The sequence below is a fragment of the Patulibacter sp. NPDC049589 genome, assembly GCF_040675535.1.
Taxonomy (GTDB): Bacteria; Actinomycetota; Thermoleophilia; order Solirubrobacterales; family Solirubrobacteraceae; genus Patulibacter.
The window spans coordinates 1-18,114 of sequence record NZ_JBFAPC010000054.1 but is presented as its reverse complement, the minus strand read 5'-3'; the positions used below and the strand labels follow the sequence as shown (position 1 = coordinate 18,114).

Annotated in this window: 17 protein-coding genes; 6 read left to right on the top strand and 11 right to left on the bottom strand. The window is 73.3% G+C overall.

Features of this window, described 5'->3' with window-relative positions; translation table 11 throughout:
• Positions 1 to 65: 65 nt before the first annotated feature.
• The 6 genes from AB0L40_RS12305 to AB0L40_RS12280 form a co-directional block, all read right to left on the bottom strand.
• Positions 66 to 1,376, bottom strand: coding sequence for an ABC transporter substrate-binding protein (locus AB0L40_RS12305; protein WP_364354270.1), 1,311 nt, complete (start codon positions 1,374 to 1,376; stop codon positions 66 to 68).
• A 200-nt stretch (positions 1,377 to 1,576) separates the two neighbouring features.
• Positions 1,577 to 3,313, bottom strand: coding sequence for an FAD-dependent oxidoreductase (locus AB0L40_RS12300; protein WP_364354267.1), 1,737 nt, complete (start codon positions 3,311 to 3,313; stop codon positions 1,577 to 1,579).
• A gap of 57 nt (positions 3,314 to 3,370) precedes the next feature.
• On the bottom strand, positions 3,371 to 4,885 hold the full coding sequence (locus tag AB0L40_RS12295; RefSeq protein WP_364354264.1) for an aldehyde dehydrogenase family protein: 1,515 nt from the start codon (positions 4,883 to 4,885) through the stop codon (positions 3,371 to 3,373).
• Between the two features lie 230 nt (positions 4,886 to 5,115).
• Entirely contained in the window at positions 5,116 to 7,185 is a 2,070-nt protein-coding gene (locus AB0L40_RS12290; protein ID WP_364354261.1) for an FAD-dependent oxidoreductase, read from the bottom strand.
• Positions 7,186 to 7,210: 25 nt separating this feature from the next.
• Entirely contained in the window at positions 7,211 to 7,819 is a 609-nt protein-coding gene (locus AB0L40_RS12285; protein ID WP_364354258.1) for a nuclear transport factor 2 family protein, read from the bottom strand.
• A 163-nt stretch (positions 7,820 to 7,982) separates the two neighbouring features.
• Positions 7,983 to 9,587, bottom strand: coding sequence for a bifunctional 3-(3-hydroxy-phenyl)propionate/3-hydroxycinnamic acid hydroxylase (locus AB0L40_RS12280; RefSeq protein WP_364354255.1), 1,605 nt, complete (start codon positions 9,585 to 9,587; stop codon positions 7,983 to 7,985).
• A 367-nt stretch (positions 9,588 to 9,954) separates the two neighbouring features.
• Here AB0L40_RS12280 and AB0L40_RS12275 point away from each other — a divergent pair, with 367 nt between their 5' ends.
• Complete coding sequence (locus tag AB0L40_RS12275) at positions 9,955 to 10,737, top strand: SDR family NAD(P)-dependent oxidoreductase (protein ID WP_364354252.1); 783 nt, start codon at positions 9,955 to 9,957, stop codon at positions 10,735 to 10,737.
• Here the strand turns inward: AB0L40_RS12275 and AB0L40_RS12270 are convergent.
• Positions 10,734 to 11,393 carry a hypothetical protein gene (locus tag AB0L40_RS12270; protein ID WP_364354249.1) on the bottom strand — a complete coding sequence of 220 codons (660 nt, stop codon included), beginning with the start codon at positions 11,391 to 11,393 and terminating at the stop codon, positions 10,734 to 10,736. The genes AB0L40_RS12275 and AB0L40_RS12270 overlap by 4 nt on opposite strands.
• Positions 11,394 to 11,454: 61 nt before the next feature.
• On the opposite strand from AB0L40_RS12270, the gene AB0L40_RS12265 reads away from it, so the two are divergent.
• From AB0L40_RS12265 to AB0L40_RS12250, 4 genes are all read left to right on the top strand, one after another.
• Entirely contained in the window at positions 11,455 to 12,171 is a 717-nt protein-coding gene (locus AB0L40_RS12265; RefSeq protein ID WP_364354246.1) for a TetR/AcrR family transcriptional regulator, read from the top strand.
• A gap of 180 nt (positions 12,172 to 12,351) precedes the next feature.
• Complete coding sequence (locus tag AB0L40_RS12260) at positions 12,352 to 13,044, top strand: TetR/AcrR family transcriptional regulator (protein ID WP_364354243.1); 693 nt, start codon at positions 12,352 to 12,354, stop codon at positions 13,042 to 13,044.
• Positions 13,045 to 13,115: 71 nt separating this feature from the next.
• Positions 13,116 to 13,442 carry a hypothetical protein gene (locus tag AB0L40_RS12255; RefSeq protein ID WP_364354240.1) on the top strand — a complete coding sequence of 109 codons (327 nt, stop codon included), beginning with the start codon at positions 13,116 to 13,118 and terminating at the stop codon, positions 13,440 to 13,442.
• 173 nt (positions 13,443 to 13,615) lie between these two features.
• On the top strand, positions 13,616 to 13,747 hold the full coding sequence (locus AB0L40_RS12250) for a hypothetical protein (RefSeq protein WP_364354237.1): 132 nt from the start codon (positions 13,616 to 13,618) through the stop codon (positions 13,745 to 13,747).
• Positions 13,748 to 13,754: 7 nt separating this feature from the next.
• Here the strand turns inward: AB0L40_RS12250 and AB0L40_RS12245 are convergent, their stop codons facing one another.
• Complete coding sequence (locus AB0L40_RS12245; protein WP_364354234.1) at positions 13,755 to 14,849, bottom strand: LuxR C-terminal-related transcriptional regulator; 1,095 nt, start codon at positions 14,847 to 14,849, stop codon at positions 13,755 to 13,757.
• Positions 14,846 to 15,874: a LuxR C-terminal-related transcriptional regulator gene (locus AB0L40_RS12240; protein ID WP_364354231.1), complete on the bottom strand. Its 1,029-nt coding sequence runs from the start codon at positions 15,872 to 15,874 to the stop codon at positions 14,846 to 14,848. The genes AB0L40_RS12245 and AB0L40_RS12240 overlap by 4 nt, the downstream gene beginning before the upstream one ends.
• Positions 15,875 to 16,069: 195 nt before the next feature.
• Here AB0L40_RS12240 and AB0L40_RS12235 point away from each other — a divergent pair, with 195 nt between their 5' ends.
• A complete protein-coding gene (locus tag AB0L40_RS12235; RefSeq protein ID WP_364354228.1) occupies positions 16,070 to 16,357 on the top strand; it encodes a GYD domain-containing protein in 288 nt (95 codons plus the stop codon).
• Positions 16,358 to 16,397: 40 nt separating this feature from the next.
• On the opposite strand, the gene AB0L40_RS12230 is transcribed toward AB0L40_RS12235, so the two are convergent.
• Both AB0L40_RS12230 and AB0L40_RS12225 read right to left on the bottom strand, forming a co-directional pair.
• A complete protein-coding gene (locus AB0L40_RS12230) occupies positions 16,398 to 17,312 on the bottom strand; it encodes a fatty acid desaturase (RefSeq protein ID WP_364354225.1) in 915 nt (304 codons plus the stop codon).
• A gap of 421 nt (positions 17,313 to 17,733) precedes the next feature.
• A partial coding sequence (locus AB0L40_RS12225) for a helix-turn-helix domain-containing protein (protein WP_364354222.1) occupies positions 17,734 to 18,114 on the bottom strand: 381 nt, incomplete at its 5' end.

Here is an 18,114-nt window from a genome sequence, read left to right as displayed (position 1 = left end):
TTCGTCGTGGTCCTGCCCCGGTGGGTCGCGCGGCATCTGGCCGCGCGACCCACCGTCCGCGCTGCTCAGCCGCCGTTCTTCACCGGCTCGAGCGCGTTCCAGGTGCCGCCCTTGAACTGCGTGACGACCGAGTAGAAGCCGCAGACGCCGATCTGCGTCTTGTCGTGGCCGCACTGCATCTCGCCCGGGATGTCGAAGGCGGGGCCCTTGAACGTCGTGATCGCCTGCTCGTAGGCGGCCGGAGACAGCTTGTCCGCGCCGATCTCGTTGCCGAACTTCGCGATCGCCAGGACGTCGGAGAACGTCTTGCCGACGTAGCCCGTCAGCACGTACTTGCCGGCGCCGTAGGCGTCCATCGCGTCCTTGAACGCCTGGGCCTCGGTGTCGCTCTTCACGCGCGTGTCGCCCGTGAAGGTCACGAGCTCCAGCCCGTCGAGCTTGTCGGGCGAGGACTTCAGGATGTTGCCCGAGGTGCAGATCGGGTTGGTGATCACCGGCTTCTGGATCCCCAGCTGCTGCATGCCCGCGAAGATCGCGTCGCACTGCGCACCGGAGGACGGCTGGATGACGATGCGGTCGGCGTCCTTGGCGCCCGCCGCCTGCAGCGCCTGGACCATCTCGGGACCCGTCGCGGCCTCGGGGAAGTACGCCGTCTTGCCCGTGGCGCCGAGCTTCTTCAGCGCGGGCTCCAGGATCGTGCCGCCGGTGTTGCGGCCGGCGTCGTTGTCCGGCGTCAGGATGGCGATCTTCTTGGCGCCGTCGGCCGTGGCGCGGACGGCCACGCCGTTGAGCACCGCACCCGACCCGCCGTCGAGGTTGTAGACGTGTGGCGAGGTCGTGTCGGGACCGGTGGCCGCGACCGAGTTCAGCACCGGGAACTTGCCGCCGACCGTCTTGTAGAAGGACTGGTTGCCCAGGACGAGCAGCGTCAGGACCGCGACGTCGACCTTCTTCGCGACGAAGTCGGCCGCGCAGCGCTGGCCGTCCTCCTCGGACTGGACGATGCACGGCTCGATCTTGACGGGGTGCCCGCCGATGCCTCCGAGCTGGCCGTTGATGAGCTTCGCCGTCGCCTCGGCGATCTTCAGGTACTCCGGGAAGGACGGCGTCGCGCCCTCCTGGTTGACGACGCCGATGACCACCGGCGACTTCGACGCGTCGGCCTTGCCGGGCGTGCCGCCGATGAACTTCGACGTCACGTCGACGGTCGCCTGGGACGCGGCGCCGGACGACGACGTCGCCGCGGTCTCCGTGCTCGTCGCGTCGCCGCTGCTCGCCGCCGAGCTCGTCGTCTTTTCGTCGTCGCTGCCGCAGGCGCCGAGCGCCAGGACCGAAGCGCAGAGGACTGCCAACGCACCTCGCTGTGAATGCCTCATGGGGTTCTCTCTCCTCGTTAGGACCGGCTGATCACCGGACTCGCGGCGATAGCATACGTATGATGATTACTATGGTGATAAATACTTTTCAGCCCGTTCGGACGGACTGATCCGGGCGGAGGGCGGGACCCGGGCGATCTCCGACGCGCCGAGGCCCGGACGGCCGCCCTCCCGGCGGCCCCGGACCCGCGCCCCGGCGCTCAGACGACGGTGGCCGACGGGATCGCGCGGGCGGGCTCGGCCGCCACGCTGCTTCCCGCGACGTAGCCGAAGACGATCGCCGGGCCGATCGTGGAGCCGCCGCCCCAGTACGCCGCAGCGGCCGGGGACGCGATGCAGTTGCCGGCGCCGAAGAGGCCGGGGATCGGCTCGCCGCCGGGCTGCAGGACGCGACCCTTGCCGTCGATCTTCGGGCCGCCCTTGGTGTCGAGCGTCGCCGCCCCGACGATCATCGCGTGGTACGGCCCCTCGGACCGCCAGGGCGCCAGGCTGCGGTTCTTCAGTCCCGGCCGGAGCGGCAGGTCGTACTGCTGGTTGGACGTGTTGCCGCGACCGAAGTCCTCGTCGATGCCCCGCTCGGCGAACCCGTTGAAGCGCTCGATCGTGGCGGCCAGGCCGTCCGCGAACTCCGGCTGCAGCGCGAACGGCTCGATGCCCTCGAGCGTCGTCAGCCGCTCCGCGATCTTCTCCTGCAGGTCCTCCAGCGTCCGCCCGGTGATCACGTAGTCCGCCTGCTCGCCGGCGGCGGGGACGGGCCAGCGCGCGGGCCAGTCGATCGCGCCCTGGGCGACGTAGTCGTCGTAGACGAAGAACAGCAGGCGGTTGGGCAGCGAGCCGTCCTCGGCCCGCTGGAAGTGCACCTTGCCGCGCTCGTTGTACATGAGCTTCTCGTTGACGACCCGCTCGCCCGAGGCGTTGACGAGCACGGAGCTCGCGCCGTGCAGGAACGACATCAGCTCCGGCGACTCGCCCATCGACTTGGCCAGCTCGATCGGCAGCTCCGTCCACCACGCCTCGTCGGTGTTGCCGAGCTCGGCGCCAGCCTCCAGCGCGATCGGGATGAAGTCGCCGCGCGCGGTGCCGGCCGAGCAGGAGCCGACGATCGGGCCGGGCAGGTAGCGCTCGGCGAGCTCCGGGTTGTGGCTGAAACCGCCGGTCGCGAAGACCACGCCGCGCCGGGCGTGGACCGTCACCGGTCCCGACGGGGTGGACGCGGTCACGCCGATCACGGCGCCGTCGTCGTCGCGCACGAGCCCGTCGACGCGGTGCTCGAGCAGGACCTCGACGCCCAGCCGCGTGGCGCTCGCCGACAGCGAGCGGATGAGGTCGGCGCCGTCGCCCTGCCGGCCGCCGAGCTTGCGCATCGTCTCCGCCGACGGGTTGGACGCCTTGACGTCGCCGAACTCGTCGACCCGCGGCCCGAGCACCGACCCGGCGGTCGCGTCCCAGGGCGTCTCGAAGTACGGCGGCATCCCGTCGGTGCGCTCCGGGTAGTCCATCTGCGTCGAGCCGAGGATGCCCTCGTCGTCGAGCTCGTCGATGATCTTCGGCGCCAGGTCGAGGTACATCGCGATCAGCTCGTACTCGCGCTCCGGCAGGCCGAGCCGCTCGGCGTCCTCGTCGAACAGCTGGGGGAACGACAGCGACGCCATGTGCTTCAGCGCGCGGTCGCGCTCCATCGTCACGCCGCGCTCGCGCTGCGTGCGGTTGTTCGGGATCCAGTAGCCGCCCGACGAGCGCCAGGTGGTGCCGCCGATCCGGTCGGCGACCTCGAGCATCAGCACGCTCGCGCCGGCCCGCGCGGCCATCACGGCCGCGGTGTGGCCGGCGGCGCCGGTGCCGATCACGAGCACGTCGGCCTGCGCGGCGCCGTCGGCGGTGGCGGCCTCGGGCGCCGGTCGGTCTGCGAGGTCGCGGTGGTCCTTGAAGTTCGTCATCTGCTGCTCCTTCGTGGGCGCCGGGGGTGGCGCGGTGGTCCGGGTCGGAGGCGACGGTCAGTAGACGACCGTCACCACCTTCTCCTCGGTGAGGTCGGCGATCGCGGCCCAGCCGCTCTCGCGGCCGAGTCCGCTCTGCTTGAAGCCGCCGTGCGGGACGGCGGCGTCCAGGGGGCTCCAGGCGTTCACCGACACGGCGCCCGCGCGGATCGCGTCGGCCGTCCGGAACGCGCGCGACAGGTCGGACGTCCAGACCGTCGCGCCGAGCCCGAACGGGGTGTCGTTGGCGATCGCGATCGCCTCGTCGTCGGTGGCGAACGGGATGATCGTCCCGACCGGCCCGAAGATCTCCTCGCGCGCGATCCGCATGTCGTTGTGCGCGTCGGCGAAGAACGTCGGCTGCACGAAGTACCCGGGCCGGTCGACGCGGGCGCCTCCGGCGATCAGGCGCGCCCCGTCGGTGCGGCCGGCCTCGACGTACCCGAGGACCCGCTCCATGTGGTCCGCGCTGATCAGCGCGCCCATCTGGGTCTCCGGCGCGAACGGGTCGCCGACGACGACGCTCTGCGCGACGCGCGCGATGCGGTCGACGACCTCGTCGTAGACCCGCTCGTGGACGAGGATCCGCGAGCCCGAGAGGCAGACCTGCCCCTGGTTGGCCAGCACCGCCAGCGCGGCGCCCGCGCACGCCTGGTCCAGGTCCGCGTCGGCGAAGATCAGCTGCGGGTTCTTGCCGCCGAGCTCGAGCGTGACGCGCTTGAGCGTCTTCGCGGCGCCCTGCGCGACGAGCCGCCCGTTCTCGGGGCTCCCCGTGAAGGAGACGTGGTCGACGCCGGGGTGCTCGCCGAGCAGCTTGCCGACGTCGCCCGCGCCGTTGAGCACGTTGACGACGCCGGGCGGGAACCCGGCCTCCTGGATCAGCGCGACGAGGTGCAGCACGGCCTGCATCGACCGCTCGGACGTCTTGACGACGACGGTGCAGCCGGCGGCCAGGGCGGGCGCGAGCTTGATCGCCGTCGTCAGGAGCGGCGCGTTCCACGAGATGATCGCGGCGACGACGCCGACGGGCTCGCGGGTCGCGTAGGCGTGCGTGGGCCGGAGCGCGGGGCGCGAGCCCTCCGCAGCGGCCGGGTCGATCGCTCCCGGCGTCGGGATGACGGTCCCGTGGATCTTGTCGGCCCAGCCCCCGAAGTAGCGGAAGACCTCGATCGACATCGGCACGTCGGGGCCGCCGGCGGGGGTGCCGTTCTCCAGCAGCTTGATCGCGTGGAAGCGTGCCGCGTCGCGCTCGACGAGCTCGGCCAGCCGGAACAGCAGCCTCCCCCGTTCGCGCCCCGGGACCGCCCGCCACGTCGTCTCGAAGGCCGCGCGCGCGGCTCCCACGGCGCGGTCGACGTCCTCGGGCCCGGCGACGGAGACCGTCGCGAGGACCTCCTCCGTGGCGGGGTTGATGTTCTCGAGCGTCGCGCCCGAGGTCGTCGAGTCCACCTGCTCGCCGTCGATGATCAGCCCGGTGGGGAAGTCCCTCACCGCATCGATCGCGTCCTGGAACGCCGTCGTCGTCGTGCTCATGCGCCTGCTCCTCCGCCGGTCGGCGCCCGAGCGCCGCCGGTCCTTCGATGGTTCTGTCGGGTGCGCCCCAGGTCTCCCGCCCGGGGCGGTGCGAGCGGCGTGCGCCGCCCGCCGTCCTGCGTGGTGCGGGCGACGTGCGCGCCGCCCGCGGTCAGTTCCCCGCGGGCGGCCTGCACCGCCCGCGGTCCTGCGGTGACGGGAGCACGCGACCGGCGCGCCCCGCGCGACCCTCAGGCCGCGATGGCTCCACGCCGCCGCCGCTCGCGCTCGGCCTCCCGCGCGATCTCCCGCTCGACGTCGAAGCCGAGCTCGGTCGCCTCGTAGATCGCCTCGTCGACGTAGCGCGGCGCGAGGCAGTCACCGATCCGCACCACGGGCAGGCCGCGGGCCCGCGCGTCCAGGTACAGCCCGTCGACCGGGATCCGCAGCATGTTCACGACGACCGACGAGGCCGGGACGACCTCGATCGTGCCGGCGTAGACGTCGAGGATCTGCGCCTCGCCGCCGCCGATCGCCTGCAGCGACGCGTTGGCGCGGAACTCGACGCCGGCCTGCCGCAGGATCGGGTACGCGACGCCGGGGACCTCGAGCGTCGACGCCGCGGTCGATCCGACGAACGGCGACATCGTGACGATGTGGACCTTCTTGCCCGCCTGCGCCAGGGACAGCGCGACGCCGATCCCGGTCTGGTCGTTGAAGTCGTCCAGCACGATCACGTCGTCGCCGGCGAGGCCGGGATCCCTGAGCGCCTGGATCGGGTCGAGCACCGTCGCGTCCGCGAACCCGTCGACCGTCTGCCGGTCGGGCCGCAGCACCGAGAAGCCGGAGCGGTCGTACGTCGCGCCCGTGGCGAGGACGACGAGGTCCGCGTCCGCCGCGGCGAGGTCGTCGGCGCTGAGCGTCGTGCCGAGGCGAACCTCGACGCCGAGGCGGCGCACCGACCGCTCGAGGTCCTCGACGACCTCGGCCCAGCGGGCGCGGCCGGGCACGAGCTGCGCGTGGCGGAGGTTGCCGCCGAGCGTGTCTCCGGCCTCGACGAGCGTCACGTGGTGGCCGTGCTCCGCGGCGACCTCCGCCGCCTTCAGCCCGCCGGGCCCGCCGCCGACGATCAGCAGCCGGCGGGACTCCGCCGCGGGCCGCACCTGCTGCGTGCCGAAACGCCGCTCCCGACCGACCGCCGGGTTGACCGTGCAGGTCGACATCGTCCCGTTGGCCTGGCGCATGACGCAGCCCTGGTTCGCGCCGACGCAGCGCCGGATCTCGGTCGTGCGGCCCGCGCGCGCCTTCGCGACGAGCTGCGGGTCGGCGAGGTGCGCGCGGGTCATCGCGACGAGGTCGCCCTTGCCGTCGCGGAGCGCCTGCGCGGCGAGCTCGACCGTCCGCAGCCCGCTGGCCACGGCGATCGGCACCTCACGGCGCACGACCTCGCGCGCCCGCGCCCCGTGCTCGAGGTACGGCTGCGGGTTCGGCGCCGTCATCGGCAGGATCGACGCCCACAGCGAGTGGTACGTGCCGCCGCTGATGCCGAAGTAGTCGAACAGTCCGTGGCCGTGGAGCTCGGCGAGGATCGCCGCGGAGTCGTCGGGCTCGAAGCCGCCGGGCCCCACGAACTCGTCGAAGATCAGGCGCATCCCGACGGGGAAGTCGCGACCGCAGCGGCGACGGATCTCCGTCGCGATCTCGACGGCCGCGCGGCAGCGGTTCTCGACGCTGCCACCGTACTCGTCGGTGCGCCGGTTGTTGGCGCGGGAGAGGAAGCTGTTCAGCAGGTAGCCGTGGGCGCCGGAGACCTCGACGCCGTCGATGCCGGCGCGCTGGGCGAGCTCGGCGCTGCGGGCGAAGCCCTCGATCACGTCCTGGATGTCCTCGCGCTCCATCGCCTTGGCGATGCGCCCGACGGCCGGGGACTGCACGGCGGACGGCCCGAGCGTCGGCGACTGGAAGTCGAGGTCGGCGATGCCGGTGCTCTGCAGGCCGGCGTGCCAGAGCTGCGTGAAGATCTTCGTGCCGTGCGCGTGGACGGCCGCCGCGAGCTTGCGGTAGCGCGGCTGGGCGTCCTCGCGCCAAGCCTGGAAGTGCGGGGCCTTCCAGCCGCTGCGCGTGACGCCCTCCGCGCCGGTGACCAGGAGCCCGACGCCGCCGCGGGCGCGCTCCTCGTAGTACTCGATGAAGCGGTCCCCGACGATCTCCTCGTCGTTCAGCGCCATCAGGTGCGCCGAGACGAAGATCCGGTTGGGGACCTCGATCCCCCCGAGCCGCAGGGGCTCCCAGAGGACGTCGAGGTCTGCTCCTGCGCTCATGCCGGGCTCCTTCGCGCCGTCGTCCTCAGACGAGCGGGATCGAGGTGCGGTAGCTGGGATCGGCCTCCGTGGCCGAGCCGAAGGGCACGTTCGGCGGCACGGGGAAGCCCTCGGCCCCGGGCACGACCTTCGGCACCGAGCTGTCCGGCCCGGGCCACTCGCGCGGGACCTCGTCGGTGCGCGTCTCGTCCGTGACGACGATGCGCGACGAGATCCGGAACGGCCCGCCGTCGCGACGCTCCCACTCGTCGACGTAGCGGCCGCTGGAGACGAGGTTCCAGCGCGTCCCCTCGTGCTCCATCCGCATCGTGGCGACGAAGGTGCTCTCGCTCGACGCGCGGTCGCCGTCGACGCGGATCAGGACGTTGGACAGCACGTGCGAGGTGGACGACCACTCGGCCGGGAACCCGTTCGGGTTGTCGCGGTCGCAGAGCTCGGCGAGCCCCCAGCCGGAGTCGACGACGGTGAAGCCGTGGTCGTCGGGCGCGCCCTCGTGGTACGCGGAGCGCACGAGCGCCGCGTCGCGGCGGTCGACGCCGCGGCAGTAGCGCACGAGCGCGTCGTTGATCTCGTCCTTCGCGATCAGGTCGTGCAGCACGCGCTGCGGGATGTCCTGCTGCTGTTGCGTCGTCATCGGATCCCCGTGGGTTCGTATCCATGCGCATAGTAATGACGAACATCAGTGATGTGTGATTTTTCTCCGGAGGACCCCTCCGCAACGACGAACGCCCCGCCGGCGGAGGCCGGCGGGGCGCTGGGAGAGACGGCGTGGGCCCCGCCCCGTGCGGGGCGGTTCCTCAGGCGGCCGAGGCCACCGGCGTCAGCGCCAGCTGCTCGCGCAGGTCGTCGACGATCCCGGGCAGGTCGTCGAGCGCGCGGATGCCGGCGAAGAGTCGGAAGTCCGGGCGCGACAGGTAGCCGATGATCCCGTGCTCGGAGAAGTACTTCTCGTAGTCGTCGTCCTGCTCGATCCACGCCTTGGACCCGGCGTCGCGCGAGAGCTCGACGATCTTGCAGCCGATCGTCCCGAGGAACGCCCGCTGCTCGTCGGACAGCAGCGCCGTCGCGTCGGCGTCGCGGACGACGAGGGAGAAGCCCCAGGGCCCGACGACGTCGTCGAAGCGCCCCTCCTCGGCCCCGCGGCGGACGACGCCCTGCGGCTCGCGCAGGCCGGCCGGGCGGGCCACGACGCCGTCCTCCATCTGCAGCACGCCGAGGTCGTACTCCGGGTCCGGCGGCTGCTCCGAGCCGCCGTCGCGCATCGCCTCGTTGCGCGCCTCCGCCGCCGCGGGGTCGGTGATCGCGCACATCTTGCCGATCGCCACGCCGAGCTGGATGTAGGACTCGACGTGCGGCCAGCGCTCCTGCTGGTAGGTGTCGAGCAGCCCGTCGCCCGAGATGCCGCGGATCACGAGGTCGAGCTTCCAGGCGAGGTTGATCGCGTCGCGGAAGGCCGAGACCGCGCCCATCCCGACGAACGGCGGCATCAGGTGGGCGGCGTCCCCGGCCAGGAAGATCCGGCCGTGGCGCCACTGCTGCGCCATGCGACCCTCGAACGGGTAGACCACCTGGCGGTAGATCTCGACGTCGGCGCGCGTGACGCCGAACGCCTCCTCGAGGAACCGATAACCGGCCTCCTCGGTCAGGTCCTGGTGCTCCTCGGGCTCGCCGCCGAGCAGGAACTCGAAGCGGATCCGCTCCTGGCCGATCGGGATCGAGGCGACCACGCGCTCGGGCGAGATGATCTGCAGCGACGCCGACGGGTCGAACCGCTCGAGCGCGTGCTTGCGGCGGACGTCGACGCTGAGCCACGCGTCGCGGTAGTCGTAGTACGTCCAGTCGGTCGGCACGCCGGCCCGCACCGAGCTGCGCGCCCCGTCGGCGCCGATGACGTAGCTCGCCGTCACGGTCCGGCGCTGCGGATCGACGATCGGCGCCTCGCCGACGCCCTCGTGCTCGACGACCTCCACCGTCACGCCGTCGTCGTCCTGGACGATCGAGGTGACCTCCCAGCCCTGGTTGATCTCGGCCCCGTGCGTGCGGGCGCCGCGATCCATCGCCTCCTCGACGTTGGGCTGGTAGAAGGACGTGCGGTTGTAGAAGCCGCAGACGTTCTCGTCGTCCCAGGTCCGCCCGACGATCCGGTTGTGGTCGGCGTCGACGATCTCGTAGCTGCGGATCTTCGACGAGCCCTCGAGCGCGTGCTCGACGTCGCCGGCCTTGTCGATGATCCGCGAGCCCTCGCCGTCGGTGCTGATCGTCCGCGGCAGGCCGTACAGCGACGGCCAGCGCTCGAAGACGACGACCTTGTGGCCGAGGCGCGCCAGCAGCGACGCCGCCGCCTCGCCGGCCAGCCCGTACCCGACGACGACGACGTCGTAGTGGTTGTCCGCAGTTCCCATCTCGTGTCTCCCCAGACCGCGTTCTCGAGGCTCCGGAGCCGGTGCGCGCGTGCTTCGCGCGCCGCCGGCCGGGGCCTCGACCAGATCGATTTCGCACCCCCTCGGGTGCATCTGGTGCTATTGTAGTCATAGATTACGGAGCAGAGGGGAATCGTTTTCGGCGGGGGTGCCGAGCGGTCCGGGAGCGCGAGCCCGGGCCACGTGGCGCCCGCGCGACCACCGGTCGGTGGCCGCGCAGCCGGGGCGAGAGGGTGCACCGCGGCGGGGTCTCCCCCGGGGCGGTGACGCGACGGGGCCTCCCGCGTCGCGAGGAGCCTCGCGGCAACCCGGGCGCGCGTCAAGCGCGGCCCACACATCGAGGAAGACGATGACGACGAATTCGGGCCGGCTCGCCGGCAAGGTGGCGCTGATCTCGGGCACCGGCGGGGGCCAGGGACGGGCCGCCGCGAGGATCTTCGCCCGCGAGGGCGCCCACGTGGTCGGCTGCGACATCAACGAGGAGTCGCAGGCCGAGACCGTGCGACTCGTGGTCGAGGACGGCTTGACGATGACGTCCGTCGCGCCGGTCGACCTGTCGAGCGGGGCCGGCGCCAAGGCGTGGGTCGACGCGGCGGTCGAGGCCCACGGCGGCGTCGACCTGCTCTACAACAACGCGAGCCTGCCGCGATACGCGCCGTTCGCCGAGATGACGGACGAGGACTACCTCTTCACGATCCACAACGAGCTCGACGTCGTCTGGCACTCGACCCAGCAGGCCTGGCCCCGCCTCGTCGAGCGCGGCGGCGGCGCCATCCTGAACGTCGCCTCGATCGCGGCGATCGCCGGCCTGCGGGACCTGCCCCAGGCCGCGCACGCCGCGTCGAAGGGCGGCGTCGTCGGCATCACCCGCCAGCTCGCCGCCGAGGGCTCCGCCGTCGGCATCCGGGTCAACGTCGTCAGCCCGGGCGTGATCAACTCGCCGCCGGTCCAGGAGATCCTGGCGTCGGGACCCGACAACCCGCTGGGCCCGGTCATCAACTCGACCGCGACCCGCAAGCCGGGCGAGCCCGAGGACATCGCCTACGCGGCGCTGTACCTCCTGTCGGACGAGGCGCGCTGGGTCTCCGGCGCGCACCTCGTGGTCGACGGCGGCTCCTCGGCGATCATCTAGGCGACCGGCTCACGGGCGGACGGGACACCCCGACCGCCCGCGCCGCGGGACCTGCGGACGGGCCGCGCGGGCCCGGGGCACGCACCGATGGCCGAACGACCGCCGCAGAACGCCCGCGCCACCCTCACCGCGACCTGCGCGTCGGTGCAGAGCGGGATGCCCTGCGTCTTCGCCAGCAGCCCGGGCGGCAGCTGGATCTTCACGCCGCCGAGCATCTCGTCGCTGTCGTCCCTGGTCCTGCAGAACGTGAACGGGCTGGACGCGCCCGCCGTCGCGCTGCGCGTACCCGCGGCGACCGACGGCGCGAACCCGCCGAACGCGCAGTCCTGGTCCAGCGCGAACGCCGAGCTGCCGGCCTTGTCCGGCCCACCGCTCCACGGCGTGAACGTCGCCGACGCGGTGTGCGTCCCGCACGCGCGCGGCATCGACAGCACCCCGCGCGACCCACCGTAGAAGTGCGTCCGCAGCTCCGCGAACGGCACCTGTGGCGTGTTCTCGACCTTCGCCGTGATCTGCCCGGTCACCGGATCGGGATAGATCTCGCCGGGGGTCTTCACGTTCACGCCGGCCCCGGACGCGACGAGCGCGATGCGGAACAGGTTCCCCGGCTTGCTGGGCCGGACGAAGATCCCGCCCTCGAGCGTCTCGCCCAGCACCGGCACGCCCCCGTCGGGCGAACGTCCACCGGCGCACTGGCGGCGCACTATCGTCCTCGCCGTGCCGCACGACCACGACGACCCGAAGGGCTCCGCGCCCGGCGCCCGCGGGCGCCTCACGGGTGGTCGGCACGGGCTGAGCGAGGCGGAGGTCGCCGCGTCGCAGCGCTCGCGGATCCTCGAGGGGATGCGGGTCGCGCTCGAGGAGGACGGCTACGCCGGCGCGAGCCTGACGCGGATCACGGCGCTCGCCGGCGTGTCGCGCAAGACGCTCTACGTGCACTTCGAGGACAAGGAGGAGTGCTTCCTCACCGTCTACCGGTCGGTGCGCGAGCGGCTCTACTCCCCCGCGCTGCGCGCCTACGCGCGGCCGGGCACCTGGCCCGTGCGGATCGTCGCCGCCCTCTCCGCCCTCCTCGAATCGCTCGCCGCCGACCCCGGGGGCGCGCGGATCTGCCTCGTCGAGGTCTACGCCGCCGGCGCGCGAGCCCGCGCGCTGCGCAACGACAACCTCGTCGAGCTCCACGACCTCTACGAGCCCGGCACCGAGGAGCGGGCGACGCTCGGCCTGCCGTCCGCGGACCCCGTGCCCGCGGGCCCCGCCGGGCCCGTCGTCCTCGGCGGGATCAGCGAGATGATCTTCCGCGAGGTCGCCGAGGGCCGGGCGGCCCGCCTGCCCCACCTGCTGCCCGACATCGCCTACGTCGCCCTGAGCCCCCACATCGGGCCGACGCGCGCGCTACGCGAGGTCGAGGCGCTCACCGGGCGCGCGCTCTGACCGGTCGCCCCGCCGACCGGCGGCCCGTCCGTGGCGCCGGGACACCGCACCCCCGGCCCCCATTGCGAGCCCGGCCCGCGGCAGACCGCCCCACCGTCGGACGGACCACCCCCGCCGGTCGGGGCATCATCGGCCCCGCCGCGTCCATAACAAAAACCGAGAGTCTGTAGCGTTCCCAGCGTGATCCCCGGTGCCGGCCCCGACGACTCGCCCGCCGGCGAGGCCGCGGCGGCCCCCCTGCCGCGCGGTCGGCACGGCCTGAGCCGCGAGGAGGTCGAGACCTCCCAGCGCTCCCGGATCCTCGACGCGATGATCGCCGCGATCGACGCCGACGGCTACGTCGAGGCCACGCTGACCGACGTCACCGGTCGCGCGCGGGTCTCGCGCAAGACGTTCTACGAGCACTTCGAGGACAAGGAGGCGTGCTTCATCGCCGCCTTCGACGACCTCTTCGCCGACCTGCTCGCCGTCGCCCGCTCCGCCTTCGACGGGCCCGGTGAGTGGCCCGACCGCCTCGGCGCCGCGCTCGCCACGGTGCTGGCGACGCTCCAGGACGACCGCCTCGTCGCTCGCATCTGCTTCGTCGAGTCGCTGACCGCCGGCCCCCGCGCCGCCCGGGTCCGCAACACCGCCATGGGCCACTTCGGCGTGCTCTACCAGCCGGACGCCGACGGGGACGTCACCGACGTCGACCGGATGACCGCGCAGATGCTCGCCGGCGGGCTCGCCGACGTCATCTACCGGCGCCTCGTCGACCCCGTGCCGGTCGACCTGCGGCAGTTGCTGCCGGACCTCCTGTACCCCGCGCTGACCATGCGCCTGGGGCCCGAGGACGCACGGCGCACCGCCGAGCGCCTGCTCTCCCGGGTCTGACCCGACGACCTGCCGCCGGGCCACCGTCCAGAAACCGACCGGACATCACTACCGCCGGGGAGGGTCGTCGCATGGGAGGCGTGCCGTTCGTCCAGCGCCCGGACGGATTCCTCGCCTCGACCCCGGTCCTCGTCCACCGGCTGGCCGTGGTGGCCGCGGACGCCGGCCCCGTCGGGCGGGCGCTGACGCACGAGGTGCCGCTGACGCTCGCGGTCTTCCTGCGCCCGGGCTACGAGGAGGCCGGCGGCGAGGACGCGCTGCCGCCCCTGGAGCGACTGGCCGAGGTCATCATCGGCGGCGGTTTCTCGACCGTCCGCGCCTACGCGATCGACGGCCCCTCGATCCGGGGCCACCGCCAGGCCTCGCGCCGGCGCCGGCAGGCCATGCCCGACCCGTAGCCCTGGACCGGCGAGAGCCTCGCCCACGGGATCCCGGCGCCGAGGACGAAGACGACCGGCGACCCCTCGCGCGGGGTCGGTGACACGCGCCCTTCCCCGGCCGCGCGCCGTTCATGTCCTGTCGGTTTCCGTTGCCTCGAGAAGCAATGTGCGCCGACGAGGCGCCCACGCCGATGACCGACCTGCTCGCCGCGGTGCTCACCGCCGGAGACGTCGCCGAGTCCGTGCACTTCCTCCTGCGCCTCTCCCCCGCCGCCTGCGTCCCCCAGATCCAGATGGTCCGCAGCGGCGAGCGGATGATGTAGCCGCGGATCAGGGCCGGTCGAAGTCGTACCCGTAGGTCATGCCGATCGCCTCGGCCCGGTTGGACGCTCCGATCTTCCGGAGAATGGACTTGATGTGGTCCTTCACCGTGCCGGGCCGGATCACGAGCCGGTCGGCGATCGTCGCGGTGCCCAGCCCCCGCACCATCAGCAGGAACACGTCGCGCTCGCGGGGCGTCAGGCGCCGCTCGAACTCCGGGCGCTCCGGGGGGCTCAACAGCGGGTCGCGCGGGGCGTCGCCGGCCAGGGCCGCCGGGAGCACGGGGTCCCCGGCGAACTCGAGGTCGTGCCGATCGACCGACGCGGCGATCGCGTCGATCACCGACAGGGCTGCCTGGGCGTGCTCCCGCTGGCCGTGCAGGCGGTGCAGGATCTCGAGGCGCTCGAACGCGCGCCCGAATCCCTCGGCGAACGTCCACAGCACGGCGCGGTCGATGCCGTCCACCTCCGTCTCCTCCGGGTGGTGGTCCGCGTGGAGGAACCCCACGACCCGCCCGGCGGGGGCGATCGGGACCACGACGTAGGGGCGGACGATGTCCAGCTCCGCGAGCCACGCGGTCCGGGCCGGCTGCGCCACCAACGGCCGGCGGTCGTCGAGCACGGCCTGCTCGGCCGGGCAGTCGGCGAGCGGGATCCGCGTCCCGCCGTCGGCGACGAGCACCTGCATCGGACTGCTCATGGTCCCGTCGAGGTGCACCTTCCAGGGGATCCAGGCGTCGCCGTCGATGCGGCTGAGCAGCACGCGGCGGAGCCCACAGCTGCGCGCCGCCGCGGCGCACGCCTCGTCCAGGAGTCGGTCGGTCGTCGTCGCGTCCCGCAGGCGTCCCAGCGCGGCCTGCACCTGCCCCTGGAGATGGACCCGGCGGGCGTAGATCCGCAGGTGCGTGGCGTGCAGCGCGTCCTGGGCCTCGACGGCCAGCGCGACCAGCCGCTCGGAGTCGGGCACGCCGCCCTCGATGCGCTCCAGGCACGCCGCGACGATCGCGCCGAGCTCCTCCCCGCCCGGAGCATCCGGCCCCAGCAGGCGCCGCGCACGCTCGCGGATCCGCGGGACCAGGTCCCCGTCCGTCGTATCGGTGGTCACGACCGGCCGACGATCCGGACGTACCGGGCCACGGCCTCGACCCGCGTCCGCGCGTGCAGCTTCCGGAGGATCCGCCGGACGTGCGACTTGACGGTCGTCTCGGCGATGACGAGCCGGCGCGCGATCGCCGCGTTGGAGGCGCCGGTCACGAGCAGGTCGAGGATCTCGCGTTCGCGCGGGCTGAGCAACGCGGCGAGCGGATCCGGCCGGCCGGGTTCGCGCCGGGCCGCCGGGGGGCCACTCCGGCGGAGCAGCGAGAGCTCCTCCGAGCACAGCTCGTCGATCGCGAGACCGGCCGCCGCCAGGGCCTCGTGCATCCGGGCCCGACGCGCGTCGAGCCGCTCGACCAGGACCGTGCGCTCGTAGACGAGGCCGAGGTGCTCGGCGAAGACCCAGAGCGCTTCACGGTCGCGGTCGTCGCACTCGCGCTCCTGCCCGTAGCGGTCGGCGTGCAGGAACCCGATCACGCGCCCGGTCGGCATGACCGGGGCGGCGACGAACGACGTCGACCGCGACTGCTCCACGATCGCCAGGTGCGTCCGGGGATCCGACGCCGGGTCGCGGACCAGGACCGGGACCCGGCGCCGGACGAGGTCGGCCTCCAGCAGCAGGTGGGCGAGCGGGATCTCGGCGGACCGGACGTAGGCCCGGAAGCGCTCCGCGCGCGGATCGCAGTCGTCGCGGATCTCGATCGCCTTCGGGTCCCAGATCGACCCGCGGACCTGCGACACCATCACCCGGGAGAACCCGCAGGCCGTCGCCAGGGCCGCGGGCGCCGCGGCGACCAGCTCCGCGGAGGACCCGCACACGCGCAGCCGCTCCATGGCCTCGTGGATCCGGACGAGACCCTCCATCTCCGCCGTGCGGGTCTCCTCGTCGCGGCGTCGCCGCGCGTCGTCCACGGCGATCAGCTCGCGGAGGTCGGCGGCCGCGGCCGGCCCCGCCCGGCGCAGCCGGGCCCGGATCGCCGCACGCGACGGATCGCCGGGCTCGGGGCGTGAACGGTTCGTCGCCGAGGCCACCATCGCCCGACCTTCGCACCCGGCGTTCGCCCGCACACCCCCCTCCGGGATGGTCCCGTTCGGTCGTTCGGCCGGTGCGCCCCGCCACATACGCCGTCTACGTTGCTCGCGGTCGTCGCACCCCGCACTCGCCTGGTGCGGCGACCACGTCGCCGCCGTCCGGGGGCGACGGACACCGAGCAGAAGAGAGAACGACCCATGCCCAACTTCATCCTCCTCAGCCGCTTCGAGGGCGACACCCGCAAGGACGCCGCGAACCTGCCCGGGCGCCTCGAGGCGTTCGCCGGCGCCCTCGCCGAGGACGGCATCACCGTCGTCGACCAGTGGCTGACGCTCGGCCACTACGAGCACGTCGCGGTCGTGGAGGCCCCCGACTCCGGCAAGATCGTCGCGACGCTCGGCAAGGCGGCATCGATCATCGAGACCCACACGGACGTCCTCGCCGGCTTCACGCTCGGCGACACGAAGGCGCTGCTCACCGCCTGAGCGCGCGTCCCGCCGGCGGGACGGGCTTCGTCGGCGACCCCTAGTGGTCGTCGACGAGCTCGCGCATCCGGCGGTACTCGTCGGGCGTGATCTCGCGGCCGCGGAGCGTCGAGAGGGCCGGGTCGCCGTCGAGGTAGCGGCCCTCGTTGCGGCGCCAGACGAGCACGTACTTGTAGAACGGGACCGTCGGGTGCAGGTGATGGACCAGGTGGTAGTTCTGGTACAGCATCAGCGGGGAGACCCAGCGCTCGCCGCCGATCCGGTTGCGGGTCGTCTTCATCTTGTCCTCCTTGGGCTTGTGGTGCAGCCCGTGGTGCGGGAGGTAGTCGAAGGCGTAGGCGAGCCAGATGATCGCCAGGCGCGACGGAGCGAAGAGGACGACGAGCCAGACGACCCAGTTGCCGGTGGCGATCAGCGCGATCGGGACGACGACGCCGAGGAGCAGGAACGCGACGCCCTCGACCTGCTCGGCGCGCGGTCGCGAGCGGACGTGCCGCAGGTAGAAGAGGACGTAGTGGTAATCGATCGTGACCCAGCGGAACGGACGCTGCCAGACGGGCCCGCGCATCGTGTAGTGGTCGGGGTCGTCGCCGTCGTCGTGGTTCGTGAAGCGGTGGTGCTGCATGTGGATGAAGCGCCAGACCGGGAAGGCCGCGTGCAGCGCGAAGAACGGCGCCGCGGCGCGGCCCATCGCGTTGTTGAGCCCCTTGCGGTTGGACGCCGAGCGGTGCGCGGCGTCGTGCGCCACCGTGAACAGCAGGTAGCCGGCGACGGCGTTGACCGGCACCGTGATCCACCACGCCAGGTCGGCAGCCACGTAGAGCACCGTCGAGGCGAGCCAGGCGACCAGGCCGACCACCAGCAGGGCCAGCGTCGGGACGGCCACCGTCGGCACCGGCTCCTCGGGGTTCGGGATGCGGCGGACGGTGACGGGTGATGGGGCGGTGGTGGACATCGGCGGGGACTCCTGAGCGGACAGTGCGCACAACCTACGCCCGGCTCCCCCGCGGAGGCAACGGGCATCCCGCCCAGATCGATGTGCGGATCGCACATCCTTGCCGCGTGCCGCGTGGCGCGGCCAGGGGCCCCGCACGACGGGCACGGATCGGCGGTCCGACCGCCGGGTCCGCGGGGCGGTCCCGGGACCCGCGGTCGATCCCCGACACCCCGCGGCCGACGATCGACCGACCCCCGGACCGCCGGCGCCCGAACCCGGGACCCGCGGACGATCCCCGACACCCCGCGGCCGACGATCGACCGACCCCCTGACCGCCGGCGCCCGAACCCGGGACCCGCGGTCGATCCCCGACACCCCGCGGCCGACGATCGACCGACCCCCTGACCGCCGGCGCCCGAACCCGGGACCCGACCCCGGGTCAGCTCGCGAGCGCCGCCGGCCCGAGGACGGCGGCCAGGAGCAGGGCCGCGTGCAGCTCGGCCGGGCGCTCCGTGGCCGGCCGGCCGCGCAGCTCCTCCGCGCGACGGACCCGTTGCAGAACGGTGTTGCGGTGGACCCCCAGCACCCGGGCCGCGGCGGCCAGGCCGCCCTGCGGCGCGACGACGGCGAGCAGCGCCTCGCGGGACCGCTCCCCCGTCGCGCCCCCGCCGGCCAGCCCGCCCAGCTCGGACGTCACGAACGCGCGCGCGGCGTCGAGGTCGCGACTCAGCCTGAATCCACCGGTGTGCCGGTAATCGGCGGCCCCGATCATGAGATCGCGGCGTTTGAGTGATCGAGGGCCGCGAAGCGGCCCTCGATC

Excerpts from the sequence above, each read along its gene's own strand:
- AB0L40_RS12250 (WP_364354237.1), top strand. The coding sequence starts at position 13,616 with ATGACCGACCTGCTCGCCGCGGTGCTCACCGCCGGAGACGTCGCCGAG.
- AB0L40_RS12300 (WP_364354267.1), bottom strand. The coding sequence starts at position 3,313 with ATGACGAACTTCAAGGACCACCGCGACCTCGCAGACCGACCGGCGCCC.
- AB0L40_RS12230 (WP_364354225.1), bottom strand. The coding sequence starts at position 17,312 with ATGTCCACCACCGCCCCATCACCCGTCACCGTCCGCCGCATCCCGAAC.
- AB0L40_RS12235 (WP_364354228.1), top strand. The coding sequence starts at position 16,070 with ATGCCCAACTTCATCCTCCTCAGCCGCTTCGAGGGCGACACCCGCAAG.
- AB0L40_RS12240 (WP_364354231.1), bottom strand. The coding sequence starts at position 15,874 with ATGGTGGCCTCGGCGACGAACCGTTCACGCCCCGAGCCCGGCGATCCG.
- AB0L40_RS12285 (WP_364354258.1), bottom strand. The coding sequence starts at position 7,819 with ATGACGACGCAACAGCAGCAGGACATCCCGCAGCGCGTGCTGCACGAC.
- AB0L40_RS12255 (WP_364354240.1), top strand. The coding sequence starts at position 13,116 with ATGGGAGGCGTGCCGTTCGTCCAGCGCCCGGACGGATTCCTCGCCTCG.
- AB0L40_RS12280 (WP_364354255.1), bottom strand. The coding sequence starts at position 9,587 with ATGGGAACTGCGGACAACCACTACGACGTCGTCGTCGTCGGGTACGGG.
- AB0L40_RS12305 (WP_364354270.1), bottom strand. The coding sequence starts at position 1,376 with ATGAGGCATTCACAGCGAGGTGCGTTGGCAGTCCTCTGCGCTTCGGTC.
- AB0L40_RS12295 (WP_364354264.1), bottom strand. The coding sequence starts at position 4,885 with ATGAGCACGACGACGACGGCGTTCCAGGACGCGATCGATGCGGTGAGG.
- AB0L40_RS12290 (WP_364354261.1), bottom strand. The coding sequence starts at position 7,185 with ATGAGCGCAGGAGCAGACCTCGACGTCCTCTGGGAGCCCCTGCGGCTC.
- AB0L40_RS12275 (WP_364354252.1), top strand. The coding sequence starts at position 9,955 with ATGACGACGAATTCGGGCCGGCTCGCCGGCAAGGTGGCGCTGATCTCG.